General features: G+C 50.7%; 19 protein-coding genes and 1 tRNA gene. 7 read left to right on the top strand and 13 right to left on the bottom strand.

The genetic code is table 11. From position 1 onward, the window contains the following. Positions 1 to 28 precede the first annotated feature (28 nt). Genes B9Y58_RS02570 through B9Y58_RS02590 form a run of 5 tightly spaced genes read left to right on the top strand, consistent with a single transcriptional unit; the run spans position 29 to position 4577 of the window. The gene (locus B9Y58_RS02570) at positions 29 to 841 is read left to right on the top strand and encodes a hypothetical protein (protein WP_109639648.1); all 813 of its coding nucleotides are present in this window, start codon (positions 29 to 31) and stop codon (positions 839 to 841) included. 1 nt (position 842) lies between these two features. Continuing rightward, positions 843 to 1607, top strand: a complete 765-nt coding sequence (locus B9Y58_RS02575; RefSeq protein WP_073053972.1) for a hypothetical protein — start codon at positions 843 to 845, stop codon at positions 1605 to 1607. A gap of 2 nt (positions 1608 to 1609) precedes the next feature. After that, complete coding sequence (locus tag B9Y58_RS02580; RefSeq protein WP_073053974.1) at positions 1610 to 2866, top strand: PAS domain-containing protein; 1257 nt, start codon at positions 1610 to 1612, stop codon at positions 2864 to 2866. Continuing rightward, a complete protein-coding gene (locus tag B9Y58_RS02585) occupies positions 2863 to 3303 on the top strand; it encodes a rhodanese-like domain-containing protein (protein ID WP_073053977.1) in 441 nt (146 codons plus the stop codon). The genes B9Y58_RS02580 and B9Y58_RS02585 overlap by 4 nt, the downstream gene beginning before the upstream one ends. Continuing rightward, positions 3303 to 4577: a bifunctional diaminohydroxyphosphoribosylaminopyrimidine deaminase/5-amino-6-(5-phosphoribosylamino)uracil reductase gene (locus B9Y58_RS02590; RefSeq protein WP_073053979.1), complete on the top strand. Its 1275-nt coding sequence runs from the start codon at positions 3303 to 3305 to the stop codon at positions 4575 to 4577. Before B9Y58_RS02585 ends, B9Y58_RS02590 begins: the two co-directional genes overlap by 1 nt. Positions 4578 to 4631: 54 nt before the next feature. Here the strand turns inward: B9Y58_RS02590 and B9Y58_RS02595 are convergent, their stop codons facing one another. The 9 genes from B9Y58_RS02595 to B9Y58_RS02635 all read right to left on the bottom strand — a co-directional run bounded on the left by B9Y58_RS02595 (position 4632) and on the right by B9Y58_RS02635 (position 14168). Beyond that, positions 4632 to 5627, bottom strand: a complete 996-nt coding sequence (locus B9Y58_RS02595; RefSeq protein WP_073053981.1) for a SufD family Fe-S cluster assembly protein — start codon at positions 5625 to 5627, stop codon at positions 4632 to 4634. After that, positions 5627 to 6373, bottom strand: coding sequence for a Fe-S cluster assembly ATPase SufC (sufC, locus tag B9Y58_RS02600; RefSeq protein WP_073053983.1), 747 nt, complete (start codon positions 6371 to 6373; stop codon positions 5627 to 5629). Before sufC ends, B9Y58_RS02595 begins: the two co-directional genes overlap by 1 nt. Positions 6374 to 6477: 104 nt before the next feature. Further along, positions 6478 to 8682, bottom strand: a complete 2205-nt coding sequence (gene dnaG / locus B9Y58_RS02605; protein ID WP_073053985.1) for a DNA primase — start codon at positions 8680 to 8682, stop codon at positions 6478 to 6480. A gap of 87 nt (positions 8683 to 8769) precedes the next feature. Beyond that, positions 8770 to 8843: transfer RNA gene (locus B9Y58_RS02610), tRNA-Met, on the bottom strand. 50 nt (positions 8844 to 8893) lie between these two features. Then, complete coding sequence (pgsA, locus tag B9Y58_RS02615) at positions 8894 to 9988, bottom strand: CDP-diacylglycerol--glycerol-3-phosphate 3-phosphatidyltransferase (protein WP_234989094.1); 1095 nt, start codon at positions 9986 to 9988, stop codon at positions 8894 to 8896. 75 nt (positions 9989 to 10063) lie between these two features. Next, on the bottom strand, positions 10064 to 11707 hold the full coding sequence (gene recN / locus B9Y58_RS02620; RefSeq protein ID WP_073053990.1) for a DNA repair protein RecN: 1644 nt from the start codon (positions 11705 to 11707) through the stop codon (positions 10064 to 10066). 38 nt (positions 11708 to 11745) lie between these two features. Beyond that, on the bottom strand, positions 11746 to 12477 hold the full coding sequence (locus B9Y58_RS02625) for a tRNA (guanine(46)-N(7))-methyltransferase TrmB (protein WP_072799580.1): 732 nt from the start codon (positions 12475 to 12477) through the stop codon (positions 11746 to 11748). A gap of 94 nt (positions 12478 to 12571) precedes the next feature. Next, positions 12572 to 13459: an MBL fold metallo-hydrolase gene (locus tag B9Y58_RS02630; RefSeq protein ID WP_073053991.1), complete on the bottom strand. Its 888-nt coding sequence runs from the start codon at positions 13457 to 13459 to the stop codon at positions 12572 to 12574. A 124-nt stretch (positions 13460 to 13583) separates the two neighbouring features. Further along, positions 13584 to 14168, bottom strand: a complete 585-nt coding sequence (locus B9Y58_RS02635) for a hypothetical protein (protein ID WP_073053993.1) — start codon at positions 14166 to 14168, stop codon at positions 13584 to 13586. 201 nt (positions 14169 to 14369) lie between these two features. Between B9Y58_RS02635 and B9Y58_RS02640 the strand changes: the two genes are divergently transcribed. Next, positions 14370 to 15173, top strand: a complete 804-nt coding sequence (locus B9Y58_RS02640; protein ID WP_073053995.1) for an exodeoxyribonuclease III — start codon at positions 14370 to 14372, stop codon at positions 15171 to 15173. On the opposite strand, the gene B9Y58_RS14830 is transcribed toward B9Y58_RS02640, so the two are convergent. Genes B9Y58_RS14830 through B9Y58_RS02650 form a run of 3 tightly spaced genes read right to left on the bottom strand, consistent with a single transcriptional unit; the run spans position 15170 to position 17582 of the window. Beyond that, positions 15170 to 15391 (bottom strand): type 2 periplasmic-binding domain-containing protein, encoded by a 222-nt coding sequence (locus tag B9Y58_RS14830; RefSeq protein WP_073053997.1) that lies wholly within the window; start codon positions 15389 to 15391, stop codon positions 15170 to 15172. The genes B9Y58_RS02640 and B9Y58_RS14830 overlap by 4 nt on opposite strands. Further along, entirely contained in the window at positions 15388 to 16236 is an 849-nt protein-coding gene (locus B9Y58_RS02645; protein ID WP_233247813.1) for a polyamine ABC transporter substrate-binding protein, read from the bottom strand. Before B9Y58_RS02645 ends, B9Y58_RS14830 begins: the two co-directional genes overlap by 4 nt. Positions 16237 to 16280: 44 nt before the next feature. Further along, entirely contained in the window at positions 16281 to 17582 is a 1302-nt protein-coding gene (locus tag B9Y58_RS02650; RefSeq protein WP_073054001.1) for a pyridoxal phosphate-dependent aminotransferase, read from the bottom strand. 439 nt (positions 17583 to 18021) lie between these two features. On the opposite strand from B9Y58_RS02650, the gene B9Y58_RS02655 reads away from it, so the two are divergent. After that, positions 18022 to 18447, top strand: coding sequence for a type I restriction enzyme HsdR N-terminal domain-containing protein (locus B9Y58_RS02655; RefSeq protein WP_073054735.1), 426 nt, complete (start codon positions 18022 to 18024; stop codon positions 18445 to 18447). Here B9Y58_RS02655 and xseA read toward each other — a convergent pair. Next, entirely contained in the window at positions 18428 to 19726 is a 1299-nt protein-coding gene (xseA, locus tag B9Y58_RS02660; protein ID WP_073054002.1) for an exodeoxyribonuclease VII large subunit, read from the bottom strand. The genes B9Y58_RS02655 and xseA overlap by 20 nt on opposite strands. Positions 19727 to 19729: the final 3 nt, after the last annotated feature.

Below are 19729 nucleotides of genomic sequence, written 5' to 3' on the forward strand. Positions count from 1 at the left end.
TAAGGGCAGTAACCCCCTAGGGGGTCTCATGAATCAGAATGCATTTTTGCGTTTGTACACGCTTCTTTGGGGCGTGGTGTTTTTCTTTTTCGGTTTGGCCCGAGCGGACGAAACTCCGGATCTCTACTTTACCGAGGTTCACCATTGCCCTGTAGAACCGGAACCCGAATGGGTGGAGGTCTACAATGCTTCGGGGCGTCCGCTCCCGGTAGAGGATTACCGCTTTTGCAACCGCGCCAAGAACTGGGGCGCAAGTCAAGGCAAGGCAAAGACTCGGCGCGACACCGTTGCCCCGTACGAGACGGTGCTTTTTACCCGCGACACGCTCCTGCTTCGCGAATATCTCGGGTTCAAGGATGTGCGATTGATTCAATATGCCATGGGGTACTTGAACAATACGGCAGGCTCGCTTGCCATTTGCAAGGGGGACTCTGTCATTGACAGTGTGGCATGGGATAAGTCGACGGTTGCCTGCCCTTCGGGTTTCAATCCGCGGACGGGCCGCGCCGAAAATACGCCGGGCTTCCAGAAGACGATTGACAGCCGAGGTTCTCGCGGGGCAGGAACGGTTTATCAGAAGGCTCCCTTTACCTTCAAGTTGTCGACTCGCGTTGTGCGGGTGAACAAGACGCCCTTGCGGGTTTATGTAGAAAGCGAACAGTCGGTGGTGTTGAAATTACTGGATTCTGCTGGTCGAGAACAATGGAACATGAACGTGTCTCCCTATTCCAATGCGTGGCTGAATATACCGCTTCAACACCTATCGGGTATAGGCGTAGCCTATATCTCGCTTTCTTCCGGTCGCTACGAAAAATTGGTCGGATTCTTGTTGAGGCCGTAATATGCGAAGTGCTGTTATCTTCTTCGTTTGGCTAGCGAGCCTTGCCTGTGCGATGGATTTTCCGGGAGAATTTGTCCAAAATCCCGAGGGTAATCTCGCCTTTTCGGGGTTGCCCGGGTACAAGTCAACTCCGGCCCGTTATTTGGAAGAGGGGACTGCAGCCGGATTTGGAGTGGCCTATGCCCGAATACCCGGGGCCGACTTTCAAGTGGCGGGGGCTGCAGTCGAAATCGGTCTGTGGAAAAGTCGGGTCGGCGTTTTCGGCTCCTATACAGAAATGGATACTCTTTACAGGCAGGTGTATTCCGAGACTGATCTTTCGTTGACACGTTCCTGGTTGATTGCTGGCGTGGGTTATGGTGTTTCGGTTGATTGGCTTCCAGGCGAAGAAAGCTGGACCTTGAATCGCTATAAAGTTGGGTTTGCGGTTCTAAAAAGGCCTTTGACTTTTTCCGGAATGGCATCCCTAGTCAACCAAGGTTCGTTTTTCCAGATGGATTATGGGGTGTCCCTTCGGTTCGATGGTGAAATTTTCGGGACTTTCGTGGAATATGATGGGTATTCCGTTGATGTAGGGAACTACTTGAATTTTTCGCATATGTCAGTAATATCCGCTTACCGCTTTCCGGAGTTTGCCATTTCTGTTTCGCTGGTAATCTCGGTTGGGGGGTGGTCTCTTTCGGGGGCTTATGGCGATGCCTACCCCATATGGGATTGGTTTGGGTTTACGGTATCTAAGACAATCCGAAAAAAGACTATATTGTAGATATGCAGGTATCTGTAGGTCTTTTGATAGCGCTTTCTTTTGTCTGTTTTCTTGTGACAACGGCGTTTGTGATTTCGGTCCTTTTGATTAGGGACTTGCTCCACAAGCAGAAAATCTATTCCAATTTTTCTGGATTCCTGAGTGATTTTCTGGTCATTATTTCTAAAGAAGGCCGACTGATTGACGCATCTCCCTCTTATATTTCGGACCCCCTTTATAACTTGATCATGCGCAAAAAGTCCTTCAAGAAGGTATTTTCGGCGCCGGAATACAAGCGTTTCTCGGAGTACATTAGAGGTCTGGACGCCTATCCTGATATTCCCTTCGTATTCTCTCAAGATGCAGGGGATGGCTTGAACTGGTACGAAATTCGTGCACGGCAAAAGCAGGAGGGTGATGTTCATATGGTCCTTTTGCTGAAAAATGTGACCCTGGATGTGGAATCCCGTACGCAGCGCGATGAATTGAAAGAAAAAGTGGATATGTTACTTCAGAGTACGGGAGATTTTCTGTGGTCTATGGATGTGGATTCCCGTAAGTTCACTTTTTTGACGCCTCTTGTAGATGACGAAGGTCGTGCAATTCCTAGAACCCAGGGGGTGCAAGATATTCGTGCCATGATGCCTGAAGAAGATTATGCCTTCTTTGACAAGCATTTGAACGCCCGTATTGTGGAATTTCGTGCCAAGGGTCAAGATTTTAGTGAAACACGCGGCGTGAGACTGCGCCTAGAAGGTGAAAACGGCAAGTTGGACTGGTATGCGTTCTGTGGTCGCCTTTATACCGAAGAAAACGCAAAGATTGTGTTCCGCGGTTCTGCCCGTAGGTTGGACTTGCAACTTGAAACTCCGGTTGTGGAAGCGTCGGCCATGAGCGAATCGACCCAGGTGTCCGCATTGGCTTTCCCGGATATTCGTCTGTTCTGGATTGACCGAGATTACAAGATTTGTGGCTGTAATCAAGCCTTTTCCCTTGCTTTTGGTAGCCCGATTCCTGAAGATATCAAAGGCAAACGCCTACTCGAAGTCGTTCGCCCACGCTATTTCTCGCTCTTCCACGGCGTACTTTCGGAAGTGTTCGAAAAAGGTCTTTCTAAATCTTGGAAAGGCGCCTTTGGTGTGGGAAAGCGCTTGCTGTGGTTCAATGCGGTGCCGTTGAAACGCCCTGATGGCTACACATACCGCGTTTTGGGAGTGTATCTGCAGCTGGATGAAAATGACTTTAGTTCCGTAAATAATTTAACACTGGAGAAAAAATGAAAAAGTTGATGTTACTTGCTGTTGCTTCGCTGCTTGTGCTTTCTGCATGCGAAGGAAAGAAAGACGAACAAGTTCAGGTTCAGACGCAGCCCGCTCCTGCAGTTGAACAGCCTGCTGCAAAGCCTGCTCCGGCTGAAGAACGTCCGGCAATGCAGTCCATTGATTGGGATAAGGCTCTTGAAATGAACAAGAACGGTGCCATTTTTGTGGATGTCCGTAATCCGCCGGAACTTAACGAAGGCTATGCTCCTGAAGCAAAGAATATCCCTCTTGGCGAATTGAAGAACCGCTTGGCTGAACTTCCGAAAGACAAGGACTTGCTGATTTACTGCCGTTCGGGCCGTCGCAGCGAAGCCGCTACGAATTACCTGCTGGGTCAGGGTTATACTCGCGTGTATAATGTACTCGGTGGTTACCTCGCCTTTCCGCAGAAGTAATGAACTACCTTAACCTCGCCTTTGAAAATTCTCTTTTCTCGGTCGGCATCAGCCGTCCGAATCCTGCCGTAGGTGCCGTCGTCGTTCGCGATGGCATCGTTGTCGGGAAGGGGCGTACACAGCGCCCGGGGAATGCTCATGCCGAGGTGATGGCGCTGCGTGACGCGGGCGAGCTCGCCCGCGGGGCGGCCATCTATGTAACTCTTGAACCCTGCTGCCATTATGGCCGCACGCCCCCCTGCACAAAGGCAATCATCGAAGCCGGCATCAAGGAAGTCTACTTCGCGCATGCCGACCCGAATCCGGTGGTGCGCGGCAAGAGCCGAAGCATTTTAGAAGAAGCCGGAATCAAGGTTTACGAAGGTCAGGATGCTTGCGAACGTGCGATTGCCGATACCGGCTGGATCGATTCCTGCTCGCATGACGGCTGCAAGGTACTTTCTGGCAATCCGGCTGCCATGGCGGGGGAGCCTGAAACTCGCGCCGAGGCAATCGCCGAAGCCCGTATGCTCTTTCACGAAATCGAACGCTTCTTCGAAGCCTACGATTTCTATGTCCGCAACAAGGCGACCTTTGTCGAAATCAAGTCGGCCATTTCGCAAGAAGGCTACATGGGGGCGGTTGTAGGTGGTGCAAAGGGTACTGCGTGCAATGCGCCGCTCAAAATCACCGCTCAAGGTGCCAATTGCTGGAATCATGAACTTCGCGCCATGAGCGATGCAATCCTTGTGGGCGCAGGCACCGTACTTGCCGACAATCCCTCGCTCGATGTACGCCTTGCCCAAGGGAATAATCCCGTGAAAATCATCTGGGCCGGGCATCACGAATTTAGCGCTGATGAAGTAGCGACCCTTCGCGTGTTTCAAACGCCTGTAGAAGAAGGCAAGGCACCCATTGTCTTTACATGCGTGCCGCAGCCCGCGCTGGATAAATTGAATGCAGGGGAGGCGCCGGCTGCTGAAAATTTCGCAATTGAAGTCGTCGCTTTAAGTAATGCCTCTTTCGTTGCCAACTGGCACGAAATGCATGCGAATCTTTCTGCCCGCGGCATGCACCGCCTCATGGTTGAGCCGGGTGCACGCCTTGCAGAAGAAATCTTTAAATGCGGTCTTTGGAACCGCCTTGATTTGTGGCAGTCCTCCGACGCAACGGTCGATCGTGCGCTAGAATCTAGCGGCGCCGACGGCCTTGCTTATCCGGAATTACCGACGGGTCTTGTGGCTAAGGAATCCTTCATGATTGGCCCCGACGTGTTGACCGTATACTCCCGCTAGTCACGCCTACCGCCACCCTGAACTTGGTTCAGGGTCAGCTTTTCTAGCTAAAAATCAGATGCCTTGCATCAATCGCTTTTTCGCAGGTCCTTCAGGCAATTCCAGGAACAATTCCTTCGCAAATGCCTTGGTGAGCATGGCACGGGCCTTGTCGGAGGGAATTCCGCGGCTCGTCAAGTAGAACATCTGATCCTTGTCGAGTTCGCCAACGGTATTGCCGTGCGTACATTCCACATCGTCGTGGTAAATCTTGAGCACCGGCTTCACCGAAACACTCGGACCGTCGCTTAAGAGAATCGTGTTCACCAGCTGGCTCGAATTCACCTGGCTGCAGTTATTGCCCACAATCACCTGGCCATCGTAGCTGGCGTAAGCGTTTTCGTCAAGAATGTTACGTACAAATTGCGTGCTCACTGTTTCGGGGGCGTTATGCAAAATCGTCAGGCGCTGGTGCTTAGACGCCGTACCCTTCAGAATGTTCAGGCTGTGGTAATCGAAGTTCGCGCCTTCGCCGTTCAACTCGACGCGCGCACTGATGCGGCCGATGCCTGCATCTTGCAGAACATTTGCGAAATGCACCGTAGAATGCGCGGCCTGCTTGATGTCGAAATGCCTAAAGGTCAGCGGCAAGTCGTTTGCGGGGTTTGCAAAAAAGATTTCGAGTTCGGCACCTTCGGCAACGTTGATGTCGAATCGTTCGGCGCAAATTTCGTGCATCACCTTGTTGTCCAGGATTTCGATGCTTGCTTTGGCATTCTTGCCGATGTTCAAGACGGTACGACCGAAGTCGTTGTTGCACTTGAGCATCGCCATTTCGTTTTCGCCGTCATCAATCGACTTCACGAGTTCACGGGCGTTGCAGGCAATCGGCAGAAGGGCGGCAAAGTCGTCTTCGCTAGCAAAGTCTTCGTCGCAGGTGCATACGTCTGCGACGCGGCAATCTCCATCCGCGCCCAGTACATTCGGAATCTTGTTGACTGGGAAAAACGTCCACAATTCGTTATTGCGACGCGGCATTCCCAATTGTTTAATGCGGGTAATGGCGTCCATTAGTTTTCCTCGATCCAGTCGTAGCCTTGTTCTTCGAGCTTAAGCGCGAGTTCCGGGCCGCCCGAAAGAATAATCTTACCGTGGCGGAGTACGTGCACGTAAGTCGGCTTGATGTAGTCCAAAAGCCTCTGGTAGTGCGTCACCAGAATCACCGCCTTTTCGGGCGACATAATCTGGTTGATACCGTGAGCCACAATGCGGAGAGCGTCAATGTCAAGGCCCGAGTCCGTTTCGTCGAGGAACGATACCTTCGGGTCCAGAATCGCCATCTGCAGAATTTCGTTGCGCTTCTTTTCGCCGCCGCTAAAGCCGTCGTTCACGCCGCGGTCGCGGTAACGGTCGTCCATTTCGAGCATGGCCATCTTTTCTTCGCAAAGCTTCTTGAAGTCGGCATCGGCGAGCGGTTCAAGCCCCAAGTAGGTGCGCTTGGAATTGAGCGCCATCTGCAAGAATTCCACGTTGTTCACGCCCGGAATTTCGGTGGGGTACTGCGTGCTGATGAAGAGGCCTGAATTGGCGCGGTCGCAGATTTCCATCGAGAGCAGGTCCTTGCCGTCGAGAGTCACGGAACCTTCGTTCACGGTGTAGGCGGGGTGGCCTGCGATGACCTTTGAAAGCGTACTCTTGCCAGACCCGTTCGGGCCCATGATGGCATGGACTTCGCCTGGTTTGACTTCCAGGTTGATACCCTTCAAAATCTGGGTTCCGTCTTCGATACTTGCTTTAAGGTTCTTGATGGACAGCATATTACCTCCGGCGCTTTTTGCGCTAGAATCATTTTTTACGGCACAAATTTAGAAAAACTTGCGGCCAGTGTCTTATCAATTTTTCTTATAATCAGACGAACGGTTTACCCGAAGTCGTCAAAGTCTTCGTTGAAGTTGTCGTCGTTGCCGTAAGAGTATTCTTCGTCGTCTTCGGGTGGCGGGGGCTCAAAACCCTCGGGCGGTTCGTCGCTAGACATTTGCTCGTTGGCGAATTCATCCGGAACTTGTGACGGTGCATTTGCAACAGGTTGAGCGCTCGGTGCCGGGGTTGTCGGTGCAACCATTGCGGGTGCGGCTTGGACCGGTGCGGGGGCTGCGGCGACGCTCGGCGTAGAAATTGGAATGGCTGGCGTCGGAGCCGCAGGCATCGGAGCACCCTGAATCACCGACTGGAACAATATCAGCTGAGCCTTGCTGCGGACCACTTGGTCGGCGAACGCGTCGATGGTGATTTTTTCGGCGTTGAACAGGGCGTTCAGTTTTTGCATGCCCTGCGTAAACTTGGACATCTGCATGCGCGTTTCGACCGCTTCGTTGCTGGTCAGCGGAATCATGTGCTTTTGTCTGTCGCAGAGCTTGGTCGAAAACACGGTCAGCGTCTGGTAAAATTCGATGATTTCCTGCGGTGTTTTCCACTTTTCTTCGGGTAGGCCTTCCAAAAAGAGCCTGAGCGTGGGCGACACGTTTTCGTACATCAACTGCGGCGAAACGGCGCCAGTCTCGGCGTAGAGTGCAATTGCCGAATTCACGAATTCTTCGACCACCGGAGATTCAAACATGCGGACTCCGCTTGCGGCCCAGTCCATGTCAAAATATTCCAGCGCGCGGTCCATGAGTGTCGGATTACGAAGCACCAGATTCGCGAATCGGATTTCCATCGGCGGAATGCTTGCCCAATCGAGTGAGGCTGCTTGCTCCAATTGCGGAATCACTTCAGGTGCTCCGGGGGTGGCTGCGTTTGCCGCTATCGGGCGGCGTTCTTCGGGGCCTTTTTGCGGCTTCAGACTTTTCACTTGGGCCAAGGAGCGGCTTGTATTGAATCGTTCCGCAATCAGCTTTACATACTGGTTTTGAAGTTCGCGATCGGTAATGCTTTTTACGAGTGACTTGGTGTAAGTCACAAAACGGGCGCGCTCTTCAGGGCTTTGCATGTCGTGTTGGCGGGCCAAATAAGAAAGCCAGTCTTCGGATTCGCGCAAAGCGGCTCGGAATGCGTCTGCACCGCGTTCGTTTACAAAGTTGTCGGGGTCGATTTTAGTGCCATCGGGGCGCGAAAGTGCAAACACGCGGGGCGCAATTCCCTTGGGCAATACGATTTCCAAACTTCGGAGGGTTGCCTTTTGACCGGCGGCATCGCCGTCGAATACCAAGTAGGCTGTATTCGCGTATCGGGCAAGAATGCTTGCGTGGGTTTCGGTCAGCGCTGTTCCCGAAGCAGCCACTACGTTTGTGACACCGCCTTGATACAGGCTGATCATGTCAAAGTAGCCTTCCACGATAATCACCGCATTTTCTTTCGCGATGCTTTGGCGGCTTTGGTGCAGGCCGAACAGAATGTCGCTCTTGTGGTACAGCGCCGATTCCGGGCTGTTCATGTACTTTGCGCGTTTAAAATCCTTATTCTCGCTTAGGTCACGGCCACCGAAGGCGACAATCACGCCCGAAAGGTTCTGGATGGCGATCATCAGTCGGTCGCGGAATTTGTCCGAGATTCCGCCGTTTTCCTTTTGGACGGCAAGTCCCGCCTTGACGCAGTCGAGCGGCGAAAAACCGTTCTTGACGGCGTAGCCGATAAAGCCTTCGCGTCCATCCGGGGCGTAACCGATATGGAACAGCTTGCGAGTCTCGTCGGTAATATGGCGGCTCGAAAGGTATTGTAGCGCTTTAGGCGAAAGGGCGAGTTGCTGTTCGAACCATTCGCAGGCGAGTTCATTCAGCCTGCGGACCATGGCGCGTTCTTCGGTCTTTTCGCTATCTTCGGGGGCGCCTAGCTGGGGGAGTGCAAAACCGGTAAAGTTTGCGACCCATTCCACGGCCCCCTTAAAATCCATTTTTTCGTGTTCTTGGACGAACTTGAATACGTCTCCGCCCGCGCCACAGGCAAAGCATTTATAGATGCCTAGGCTCGGGTTTACATTCATCGAAGGGCTTCTATCATCGTGAAAGGGGCAGACGCCCAAGTAGCGGCCATTTCCGGAACGTTTCAGCGGTACAAAGTTTTCAATCACCAACGCAATATCTGCGTGGGCTTTGAGTTGCTGAATGATTTCGTTAGAGTAAAACGCCACGGCTCAAATTTAGCAAGAATGCGCCTTCAAAATTATGACAGGAATAAAAAAAAAGAATCCGTTCTTGAAGAATCGGATTCTTTTTAGTAGCGGGGGCAGGACTTGAACGCTGCGACCTTCGGGTTATGAGCCCGACGAGCTACCAACTGCTCCACCCCGCGTCGAGGTTGCACCATATATAGTAAATTTTTATAGCCTTGTCAAGGGTTTTTTACACGAATTTTTTCAGGATATGCTTGCTGGCAACGAAATAATCAATACCGCTAATAATGGTAATTGCGGTGATGACGCCCATCACAGCTTGCGGGAAAATGGCCCAAAATGCTTGATAATTGGGAATAATCGTTTCCATGGGGTCGAGGGCGCCAAGCAAAATGGCTACAATTCCGATACCCTGGAGTGCGGTTTTCCATTTGCCGCTGCGACGAGCGGGCATAATCAGGCCTTCGCTTGCGGCGAGAGTACGGAGCGTCTCGACGCTCGATTCGCGGAAGTAAATGAGGGCGACCATCCACACCGGGGCATACCCCGTAGCGATAAAGCACATGAAGATTGTCATGTTCGAAATTTTGTCGCTGAACGGATCCAGGTACTTGCCGAGAGTGCTCACTTCGCCGAGTTTGCGGGCGAGGTAACCATCCAAAAAGTCTGTCAGCATAAAGCCGAGCACCATCACCAGCGAAAGGCTCTTGAAAACGAGGCTGTTATTGCTGTAATCCAGGTCGTTGTCGTAGAAGAAAACCCACAGGAAAAACGGGGTCAGCACAATGCGGCTCATGGTGAGCTGGCTTGCAATCGAAAGCGGCTTTCTGTGAGCTGGGTCGCGGTAATACCAGTAGGCGTATGCAACGGTCGAGGCGATAATCAAGAGAATCGACGTCACCATGCAAATTTGCTGATAGTCTTCCAGGTTCAATAGGTACACGCCCATCGTTACTGTAATCGCAATGTTTGACAATTTACTCCAGCGACGCTTGCGGGGGAGCGACTTGCCTTCGCGAAGTACGCCGAGGCTAAAGAGCGTGTGCGCGACAAGACGGGCCAACAGGAATACGCAACCGACGGCGAGCAACTTTTCGGCTTGGTCATTTTGCAATAAATCGCGCACAAAAATGCTGGTCATCACTGCAAACGAAAGGAATCCGTCAATCACGTTCAGCCAAAGTCTATAATAGGGCTTTTCGATTTCTTGCGAACGAAGTTGGTACAAATTAACCCAGCCCATAATTAAGGCGATTGCAACCAGGGCTGTAGCGGTTTTTGCCATTCCCATCCAGATAAAGACAATGACGGCTATAAAAACCATAGCCCTTAAAACGCTCCAAATGCGTGAGCGCAGTCTAATATCGGATGTTTGTTCTTGTGTCATTTAATGCCTCTGTCAAACTTCTAAAAGTTGTCTTGCATGTTCGCGAATCGTGTCAGATTCGCCGCCGAGCATGCGAGATAGTTCCTTGATACGACCTTCGTGGTCCAGTTCGACCACATGCGTATACGTGCGGCCATCGATTTCTTCTTTGCTGACCGCGAGCTGGTTCTTGGCGCGGCTTGCCACTTGGTGCAAGTGCGTAATCGTAAGCACTTGGTGGTGCTGGCCTAAATTCTTTAAAGCTTCGCCGATGCTGTTGCCGACTTCGCCGCTGATTCCGGAATCCACTTCGTCGAAAATCAAGAGGGGTACGCGGTCGAGGTCGGCCATCACGCTCTTGATTGAAAGCAGCACACGACTGAGTTCGCCGCCCGAAACCGCTTTTTGCAGGCTCTTGAAGCCTTCGCCGGGGTTTGGGGCGAGCGTGAATTCAATCTTGTCGGCTCCGTTCGGCGACAAGGACTGCATAGTAATCGATGTCGCAAAAATTGCCTTCGGCATGCCGAGCGTATTCAGGATGTCGCTTACGGCCTTGTCGTAGCGGGCGGCGGCTTCCTGGCGAGATTTCGTGAGCTTGAGGGCGGTCGCCTGCAATGCTTCCAACGCCTTCTTAGACTGCCTGGAAAGTTCTTCCAAGTCCGCATCCAAGTTCTCGAGGCTCGAAAGTTCTTCCTTGCGTTGTTCAGTCAAGGCAATCAGGCCCGCGACATCGGTGCGGTACTTACGCTTGAGTTTCTGAATCGCCGCAATGCGGGCGTTCGCGCGGTCAATATCGGCGGCACTCATGGCTGCTGCCGGGCGGAGTCTCAGCAAGTCCTTGCAAACGCTTTCGTAAGGGTCCGTCACTTCGTCAAGCGACTTCAGGTAATCTTCGTAGTCCGGGAGCTTTGCAGCTAGCGAACGCAACTTGGACTGCAAAATCTGCACTTGGTCCAAGAGCCCGTTTTCGCCACCCAGCATTCCCTGGATGTCGTTCAAGTAGCGGGTTTCGGCTTCCTGCTTGCTTGCGCTGTTCACCTTTTCTTCAAGGGCTTCTTCTTCGCCTTCTTTCAGGGCGGCTTTCGAAAGTTCGTCAAACTGGAACTTCAAAAAGTCTTTTTGGGCGGCCAAGTTTTTTGCGCGTTCTTCGGTAGCCTTGATTTCGTCTTGAATCTTGTTCCAGGCGGTCCATTCGCTAGAATATTCAGCCAGTAAATCTCCATTTCCGGCAAAGTCGTCGAGCATCTGCGTATGCGTGCGGATGTCGCGCAGTAAGAGCTGTTCGCTTTGGCCGTGCATCTGGATCAGTTCTTCACCCAGACGTTGCAAATCGGGGAGTGCCACGACGGCTCCGTTCACGCGGGCGCGGCTCTTGCCGTTCTCCTGGATTTCACGGCGGATAATCAGTTCGTCGTCGCTGTCGAGCTCCAGTTCTTCAAGAACCTTCTTCACTTGCGGTTCGTTAGTGATATCGAACGTGGCTTCGACGACGGCCTTTTCTTCGCCGGTACGAACCATGGTTGCTTGCGCCTTGTCGCCGCATACAATGCGGAGGGACTTCAAGAGTACAGATTTCCCTGCGCCGGTTTCGCCGGTAATTGCAGTAAAACCATCGCGGAACGGAACTTCCGCATTCGCAATCAAAGTAAATCCACTAATCGACAGGTGCTTTAACATACGGCAAATAAATTAGCAATTTAGCTTGACACTAAGTGTCATTTTTCGAATTCCACTACGCTACGGTAGATGGGGCGACCTTCCTTGCGGTACTTCTTTTCGAAGCCGGTCATAATCCCTTCGGTAGGTTCTGCGGTATTTCGTTCCAGAATTTTGCAACCCTTGAAGTTGTCGAAAACTTCAAGCGCGACTTCGTTGTATTCCTGGTGGTCGGTTCCCCAGTAGAAAATGCGCTTGCCAGGCTTTAACACGCGGGCGACTTCAACCAGAAAGTCTGGGCGCAAAAGGCGGTTCTTGTGGTGGCGTTCTTTTGGCCACGGGTCCGGGAAATACATGTGGAATGCATCTACCGTATTGTCCTTCACGCAGTCTCGCAAAAAGAAAAATACATCGCCGCGGAGCATGGTGGCGTTGGCCAGAGCGCCGGCCTTGTCCATCTTGCGCTGGGCGAACTTGGCCCAGGTGTAATCCCATTCGCTACCCATAATGACGGTATCGGGGTGCTTGGGCGCATATTCCGAAAGGAATCCGCCCTTGCCGCTTCCGATTTCGACTTCTACACGGTCACCCATGTTCGGGAACATGTCTTTCCAGTTAAAATCCAGCTTGTGGGGGAGTCCGTCAGGCGTTGCAATCGGCTTGCGGTCGCCGTGCGTGCGGAACACGTAATGCCACAGTCCCTTCGATTCCGGATCTTCTTTCAAGTCGCGGTAAAATTCAGGAATTACGACTTCTTTTTCAACTTCTTCAATGTTTTCGATATCGCTCATATTCTTTATTAAAACCTCACGCTCCTAACCACTCCCAACTTCCAACTTCCTACTGTCTACTTCCAACTGTCTACTGTCTACTTCCTACTGTCTACTAAATAAACGCAACCACCCTATCTAAAAATTTCTCCGGGATTTCCTTTGCAATCATTTCGCGAATGTATTTTTCGGAATACTTCATCGAAAAATGCGCGAGGATAATCTTTTCGCATTTCACCTGGTCGCCCATGCGGTTCAACGCATCTGCAATTTGGCTAATGTGCGTGTGTCCCTTTTTGTGGCTCATTTCGTAGTCTTCGGGGGCAAGGAACGTACATTCCGTAATCAGCACCTTCGACTGGAATACGCGCTGGTTTTCCAGCAGGCTTTCGCCCATGCAGTCACCCATAAAGCTCACCAGCGGATCATACACTTCTCGCGTAATTTCGGTGCCGCTTTCGCGCAGCTTGATAATTTCGTCGGGAGTCTTTCCCAAGAATTCATCCTTGAGTTTTTTCTTGTAATGGTACAGGGTTCCGCCCATGGCATAAATGGAATGCCTGACTTCGAACGCTTCAAATGCCAAGTCCTTGCGGTGTTCCAAAAACAGCAGGTCGCCACTATTGACGGGTACAATTTCGGGGTAACGGAACTTGGTGTCAGGCACGCCTTCGAACATGGCCTCGGCATGAATCCAGTTACGGGCTCCTTCGCAAATGCGTTCGGGCATGTAATAGGTGCTTTCGCGTTCAACACCCATCATCTTGCGCAAACTGTAATGACGCATCAGGCAACGGGCGTGATCCCCGTGGGCATGAGTCAAGAAAACGTGATTCAACGAGGTCGCCGAAAGCGGGCATTCGCCCATATCAATACAAAAATCCAGTTCCGGGAGCTGGATATAGGTCGCAAGCCCCGAAATCGAAAACCCGACAACGGACGTACACGAGGTATTCACGTGCACTTGCTTTAGGGCGTTATGAATGTATTTACTTTCTGCCATGAATTTTCTACGCCAAATGTAGCATTTTAGAACTTAGATCGCAGAATGCAGAATCTGGAATAAACAAAAAAGAACTTAGATTAATCAATCTAAGTTCTGCAAACTCGGTTCTGCAAACTGCCGACTATTTCGTCTTCGCGTTTTCAGCGACAAGTTTATCGAAGTCTTCGCAACTTAACGTTTCGATATGGTTACCCATGGCGACACTACGAGTACGGGCATTACCCTTCTTTTCGGGAACGCGGAAGCAGAAATTGTAGACATTGCCCTTGTCGGTCGGGATTCCCATCTTGAAAATACGGATACGCTGGGCTCCCTTGTTGTAAATTTCGTGATAATCGTAGGAATTCTTGATTTTTTCGAGGCGCTTCTGCTGTGAAAATTCCATTTCTTCGGTAATGGGGCCTTCCAAAAGGAGCGGCAAGGAGTTCTGGAAACGGAGTTCGAGTTTTCCGCCAGATCTTACAATTGATGTTTCTTGCGGTTTAATCAGGTAACGCTGTTGCGGAATGTTCTTATATGCCAAAGAGTGGACTGTGCGAACGCCGCACATTTCTCGCATATCGGGTTGCTCAACAAAGTCAATATCGCGGCAGATAGGGGGAAGGTTCGTCGGAACTTCCAGATTATCGCCAGAGTTTGAACCGGCACAGGCGGAAAGGAGTGTAGCTATAGCGAAACCAGAGAATAGCAAGATTGTAGATTTCATGCCTTAAATATAATTTTATTATTTCGTTTTGCATTTATTTTCTTTAGAAAGTGTGATTTTTTTATTTCACGATTGTAAACTTTTGTTTTCTTTAATCCGTTTTTAGGCTAGAAAGTGATTGTCGTGGTTTTAAAAAATATCTTTCGCTCTTGTGCGGAGAAAAAAATGTATTTTTGCCGCGGATTAAGAATTGGGTATAACATGAATATTTACAGCTGGAACGTGAACGGGTTGCGCTCTGCCCTTAAGAAGGGCTTTGCGGACTGGTTCTCTGCGACAAAGCCCGACATCCTGTGCTTGCAGGAAGTCCGTGCCGAAGTTGACCAGATTCCCGAAGAAATCGCAAATCCTGAGGGCTACTTTGCCTACTGGAATCCCTGCCGCCGCAAGAAAGGTTATAGCGGAGTAGGCGTTTATACTCAGATCGAACCCGATCGTGTCAACTACGGTTTTGATATTGAGGAATTCGACGAGGAAGGCCGCGTTCTCCAGCTTGTGTTCCCGGATTGGGTCCTGAATAGCATTTATTTCCCGAATGGTGGTCAAGGCGATGATCGTCTAGACTACAAGCTGCGTTTTTACGACGCCTTCCTTGAAAACAGCATGCGTTGGGTTGCCGACGGCAAGCACGTGGTGACCCTTGGCGACTACAATACTTGCCACAAGGAAATCGATATTGCTCGTCCTAAAGAAAACGAAGACGTGAGCGGCTTCTTGCCGATTGAACGCGCGTGGATGGACAAATACGTCGAAAACGGCTTTGTGGATTCTTTCCGCAAGTTGCACCCCGATGAACGTGACCGTTATTCCTGGTGGTCAAACCGTTTCGGTGCCCGTAGCCGCAATGTGGGCTGGCGCATCGACTACGCTTTTGTAGACGAAGGTCTTGTTCCCAATATCGTGAGTGCCGAAATCCACTCCAGTGTCATGGGTTCGGATCATTGCCCCATCAGTATCGAGCTGGAGCCGCCGTTTGCTCCACTTCCCATTAGTCACGAAGTTTAGCGTGTCTTGATGGTAGTCCAAGCATCGTCAAAGAGCTTGGCAGCAACACCCGGGTCGCGCAAGAAAACCATGCGGTCAATTTCTTCCCTAGTGGGATTGATGACTCTGTTTTTCTTGAATTTGTCGTCAATGAGTTTCAGTGACGCATTGTTTGGAGTTGCAAAATTGATGGATGTTGCAAGTCTTGCTCCGTTTTGTGCGTCAAGAATGTAGTTCATGAAGGCGTGAGCCCCATCGGAGTTTGGGCGTGGCTACTCAAAGTCATTGCATCCACCCACATAAAGCTTCCTTCCGTGGGGATAGCGTAGCGAAGCGTCGGGTCTTCCGAAATGGCGTCCATGGCTTCGCCGTTAAATACGATAGCAGCCCAAAGTTCGTTTGCCAGAATCTTGTCTTTTGCGCTTACGGAACCTTCAAATCCTGCAAAATGAGAATCCTGCTTGCATCCGTGGATCCAGTCAACTGCTTTGTTGATGTCTTCAATCTTGATGCTGTTGGCACTTAATCCCTTAGCTTGCAATGCCATAGAAAGCATGGACCGGGATTCGTCTAGCAAGCTGAATTTCCCTTTGATTTGATTGGCGTCAACAAACATCTTGTAGCTGACGCTGTTCTCGTCAAGGGTTGTGTCGCGGTAAAGAATGCCGGTGGTTCCCCACAGGTAGGGAAGGGTGAAGTTGTTGCCCGGGTCATAAACGGAATTCTTGAACTGGTCGGCGACGTTTACTTTGTTCGGAACCTTGCCCAAGTCCAGGGGCGCAATCAGTCCCAAGTGAATCAGTTGCGGAATCACGACATCCGAGGCGATAATCACGTCGTACTGTTTTTCCATTGCCGTTTGCAGTTTGCCAATCATTTCTTCTTGGGCTTCGTATTCTTCCAACTGCAACTTGTAGCCGGTTTTCATTTGAAAATCGGTAATCATTTCAGGAGCAATGTATTCGCTGTATGTGAGGACGGTGACTGTCACTGGTTGTTGCTGCGATTTTTTTTCGCAACCACAAAAAATCCCTGTCGCAAGGAGAACCGATGCAACTGTGAAATAAGAAACCAATTTATTCATACCCTCTCCTTCTTTGACAGTCCTCCTAATCCCCATCGAGGTAACTAACTGTGCAGGTATTCCACAATCGCGTCATGAATCGTGGTGAATACTTCGCGCAGTTCCTCTTCGTCTTCTTCCAGAAGCGTCACACGGAACCCCTTCAAATCCGTGCAGAAACTGGTGCTAGGCACAACACAAATCCCCTTTGCGCCCAGCAGGTAGTAAACGAATCGGTAGTCAAGGTTGTTGGTCTTGCTGCACCATTCTTCCACTTTCTTCTTGATAATCGGATTGTCAATCTTCAAGGTCTGGTGGCTGTTTAGCGTTCCTTCGCGGAAGATGATGGTGTTGTAGAATGCACCGTAGGTCGGGTTGAAATACAGTTCCGGAATGTCGGAAAGGATTTCATTGATGATGGCGCTACGGCGGCCAATCTTTTCGTTCAAGGCGTCGCGGTGTTCCTTGAAGCGCTTGTCGCCAAGGACGCGCGGAATGGTCATCTGTGGAAGCGTTGTCGAGCAGACTTCTACCATCTTCGCGTTGTCCAAAGCACGGCAGAAGGCGTCGAACTGCTCGTCCTTGTCGCGGTTGTAATATTCAGCCCAGCCGCAACGAGCGCCCGGCCACGGGTATTCCTTGGAAATACCCTTGAGTGCGATACCCGGAACGTCACCGATGTATTCGGCGAGTGCATAAGCGTGGGCGCCATTGTAGGTAATCTTGTTGTAGATTTCGTCGCAAATGATAAACAGGTTGTAACGCTTGGCGATATCCACGATTTTCTGGAGGATCTCGAGCGGGTAGACCATACCCGTCGGATTGTCCGGGTTCAAAATGAGGATACCCGCGATACTCGGGTTGTACTTTACCTTGTTTTCGAGTTCTTCCAAATCCGGATACCAGTGGTTTTCGGGCTGGAGCCTATAGGTAATCGGGGAGGTGTGTGCATGAGCCGCTTCGGCGGAACTGTGGGTGGAGTAAGCCGGTGCAGGTCCGATGATGCGTGTGTTCATCGAGAGCAGGCCGTAGATGGTGGCGATGGCGTCACCGAGGCCGTTGAAGAACAAGATGTCATCGACGTTAATCTGTGCACCGCCGAGCTTGTTGTTTTCTTTTACCAGGAATTCGCGGGTTTCGAGCATGCCTTTGGAGGGGCAGTAGCCGTAACTGCGGTTCGTCTTGACGAGGTCGACCACGATATCCTTAATCCAGTCGGGTATCTGGCATTTCTTTTCGATGGGGTCGCCAATGTTTTCCCAGTGGATGGGGAGGCCGAGTGCCTTGAGCTGGTTCGCCTTCTTTACGATTTCACGGATTTCGTAAGAGAGTTCCTTGGCACCTTCGCTCAATAGTCTTCTGCGCATTTTATGCTCCTGTATAGGGATCGAAAATTCTCATTATTTTGCAAAGTAATAATAGAATATATTTTTGTAAGAATATTCGGATTCCCAGATGGTTGATGTAAAAAAAAGGTGAAATTGTGGGCTCGTGAGAACGAGCCATTAAAAAAAGCAGCCTTTTACGGGGCTGCCCTTGAAACGTTCTGTCTGGATTGAAGCGCTAAGCTTTACAGATTTTGGTTTCTCTGGACAGCCCCACAATAGCTCGGGCTGCTGCCGGGCTTGCTGCGATCGCGAATGCTGCGATGTTTTGTCCAAAGATTTTATTCATGCAATCAAATATAGTTTGTAAGTTGGGAAATTGTCAAGTCTATAGGAATTTTTTATTTTACTGAAAAAAACACATCCCACCTCTCATCACACACTCCACACTTCACATCCCTTCTCCAAAGTGAACAACCTCATGCATCAAACCATATTCGACCCCATTCGCCAAAAAGAAGTTCCCGCAACTCCGGAAGAACTGGTGCGTCAGGCGACTATCAAATTCCTGATAGACGAGGTCAAGGTGCCCGAGAACTTGATTGCGGTGGAGTTTGCGCTTTCGACGGTAGAGCCCAAGACTGATGACCGCGTGGATTTGTTGGTGCAAGATTTCAAGGCCTCCGGCGATTTAAAACACCCGTGGCTTTTAGTGGAATGCAAGGCTCCCGGCGAATATACTTGGGAGGCTTTGCAAGTGCAACTGAATAAGTACTTGCAAATTCTGACGCCCAAGTATGTAATGCTTTCTTTGGGTGATGCCGTGCGTTACTTTGCACTGGATGCCGCCACCAAACGCTTCCAGAAAATCAATAAACTTCCGGAATTTACTTCACTACAGAAATAACGCTGCCGTCCTTAAACTTTGTGGTCAGCGTATCGCCTGGCTTAAGTTGGCTTTTGTTGCGCACGAATTTTCCGTTGGCATCGAGTGTGAGTGTGTAGCCTTTTGAAAGCGTGGTTTCTGGATCAGCATTCTTCACGCGGAGTTCGATAAGGCTGAACTTTGATTTTTCGAGGTCCAGAATTTTTCGGGAACCCTGGTGTAAACCTTCGGTGTCGCGGGCGATGCGTTCCTGTTCGCCTCTAAAGACGAATTGCAAGTCCTTTTGCATGTTGCTTCTGTAGAGCGAAAGTTTCAGGGCTTCTTTTTGTATCAGGGCGTTTACTTTTTGCTGCAAGCAGTTTCCTGTATTCGAAAGGTCTTGCTTGTAATGGTGGATGACTTCTTTTGTCTGTAACGCGATTCCTTGGGCTGTTGCAAGCATCTTGTTCCAACTGTCCGCAACTCGGTCTGTCAAGCGCTTCGCGGTATCGGTTGGCGTGATGCAGGACTGGTAAGCGACTTCGTCCAAAAGGCTGCGGTCAATTTCATGCCCGATTCCGGTAAAGACCGGTAGCGGATAATTGGCTACGGCGCGGCACAAGGCTTCGCTGTCAAAAAAGTTGAGGTCCGTCTTGCTTCCGCCACCGCGAATAATGCACACTACATCTAGCTCTGAATCCTTGGCGAGTTCTTCAAGGGCGGCAAGAACTGTCGGCTCCGTGTCGGCGCCTTGCATTTTGGCGTAAGCGGTTTTCACCTTGAAGTTAAAAGGCGATTCAGCGAGCTTGGTGGTGAAATCCTTGTAGGCCGCGGTTCCTTCGCCGGTAATGAGGCCCACGCGAATGGGAACGTCGGCGAGCGTAAGCGCCTTGTTTTTTTCGAGCAGGCCTTCTAACGCAAGTCGCTTTAGAATGGCGCTTTTGGTGAGAGCAAGTTCTCCGAGCGTGTAAACGGGGTCGATATCCAGAATCTGTGCCTGCAATTTTCCGTAGGGCACGTACAGGTCGGCCTTGATTAAAAAGCTCACCTTGAGTTGTTCTTTCAAGGTAAATGGCTGCGGGTAATTTTCGACTTTGGCTCGAATGGCTGCGAATTTTGCCGCGAAACAATACAGCGGTACGGTTGCCAAGGGGCTTACGTTCCCTTCTTCAAAGTCCGCGATACTCAGGTAAACGACTCTGGATTTTTCGTTAATCTGCGTAATCACGCCACGCACCCATACAGCAGGTGTCGATTCAACCTTCTGCTTCAGGGCTTTCATGTATTGCGTAACGGTGTAGGACTTGTTTTCGCTTTCCATGCC

The organism is Fibrobacter sp. UWB15, assembly GCF_900177705.1.
Classification (GTDB): Bacteria; Fibrobacterota; Fibrobacteria; order Fibrobacterales; family Fibrobacteraceae; genus Fibrobacter.

Coding starts and splice junctions, on each gene's coding strand:
- B9Y58_RS14830 (WP_073053997.1), bottom strand. CDS start 15,391: ATGAACTACATTCTTGACGCACAAAACGGAGCAAGACTTGCAACATCC.
- B9Y58_RS02625 (WP_072799580.1), bottom strand. CDS start 12,477: ATGAGCGATATCGAAAACATTGAAGAAGTTGAAAAAGAAGTCGTAATT.
- pgsA (WP_234989094.1), bottom strand. CDS start 9,988: ATGGTTTTTATAGCCGTCATTGTCTTTATCTGGATGGGAATGGCAAAA.
- xseA (WP_073054002.1), bottom strand. CDS start 19,726: ATGGAAAGCGAAAACAAGTCCTACACCGTTACGCAATACATGAAAGCC.
- B9Y58_RS02655 (WP_073054735.1), top strand. CDS start 18,022: ATGCATCAAACCATATTCGACCCCATTCGCCAAAAAGAAGTTCCCGCA.
- B9Y58_RS02590 (WP_073053979.1), top strand. CDS start 3,303: ATGAACTACCTTAACCTCGCCTTTGAAAATTCTCTTTTCTCGGTCGGC.
- recN (WP_073053990.1), bottom strand. CDS start 11,707: ATGTTAAAGCACCTGTCGATTAGTGGATTTACTTTGATTGCGAATGCG.
- B9Y58_RS02645 (WP_233247813.1), bottom strand. CDS start 16,236: ATGAATAAATTGGTTTCTTATTTCACAGTTGCATCGGTTCTCCTTGCG.
- B9Y58_RS02585 (WP_073053977.1), top strand. CDS start 2,863: ATGAAAAAGTTGATGTTACTTGCTGTTGCTTCGCTGCTTGTGCTTTCT.
- B9Y58_RS02595 (WP_073053981.1), bottom strand. CDS start 5,627: ATGGACGCCATTACCCGCATTAAACAATTGGGAATGCCGCGTCGCAAT.
- B9Y58_RS02575 (WP_073053972.1), top strand. CDS start 843: ATGCGAAGTGCTGTTATCTTCTTCGTTTGGCTAGCGAGCCTTGCCTGT.
- sufC (WP_073053983.1), bottom strand. CDS start 6,373: ATGCTGTCCATCAAGAACCTTAAAGCAAGTATCGAAGACGGAACCCAG.
- B9Y58_RS02640 (WP_073053995.1), top strand. CDS start 14,370: ATGAATATTTACAGCTGGAACGTGAACGGGTTGCGCTCTGCCCTTAAG.
- B9Y58_RS02650 (WP_073054001.1), bottom strand. CDS start 17,582: ATGCGCAGAAGACTATTGAGCGAAGGTGCCAAGGAACTCTCTTACGAA.
- B9Y58_RS02635 (WP_073053993.1), bottom strand. CDS start 14,168: ATGAAATCTACAATCTTGCTATTCTCTGGTTTCGCTATAGCTACACTC.
- B9Y58_RS02580 (WP_073053974.1), top strand. CDS start 1,610: ATGCAGGTATCTGTAGGTCTTTTGATAGCGCTTTCTTTTGTCTGTTTT.
- B9Y58_RS02570 (WP_109639648.1), top strand. CDS start 29: ATGAATCAGAATGCATTTTTGCGTTTGTACACGCTTCTTTGGGGCGTG.
- B9Y58_RS02630 (WP_073053991.1), bottom strand. CDS start 13,459: ATGGCAGAAAGTAAATACATTCATAACGCCCTAAAGCAAGTGCACGTG.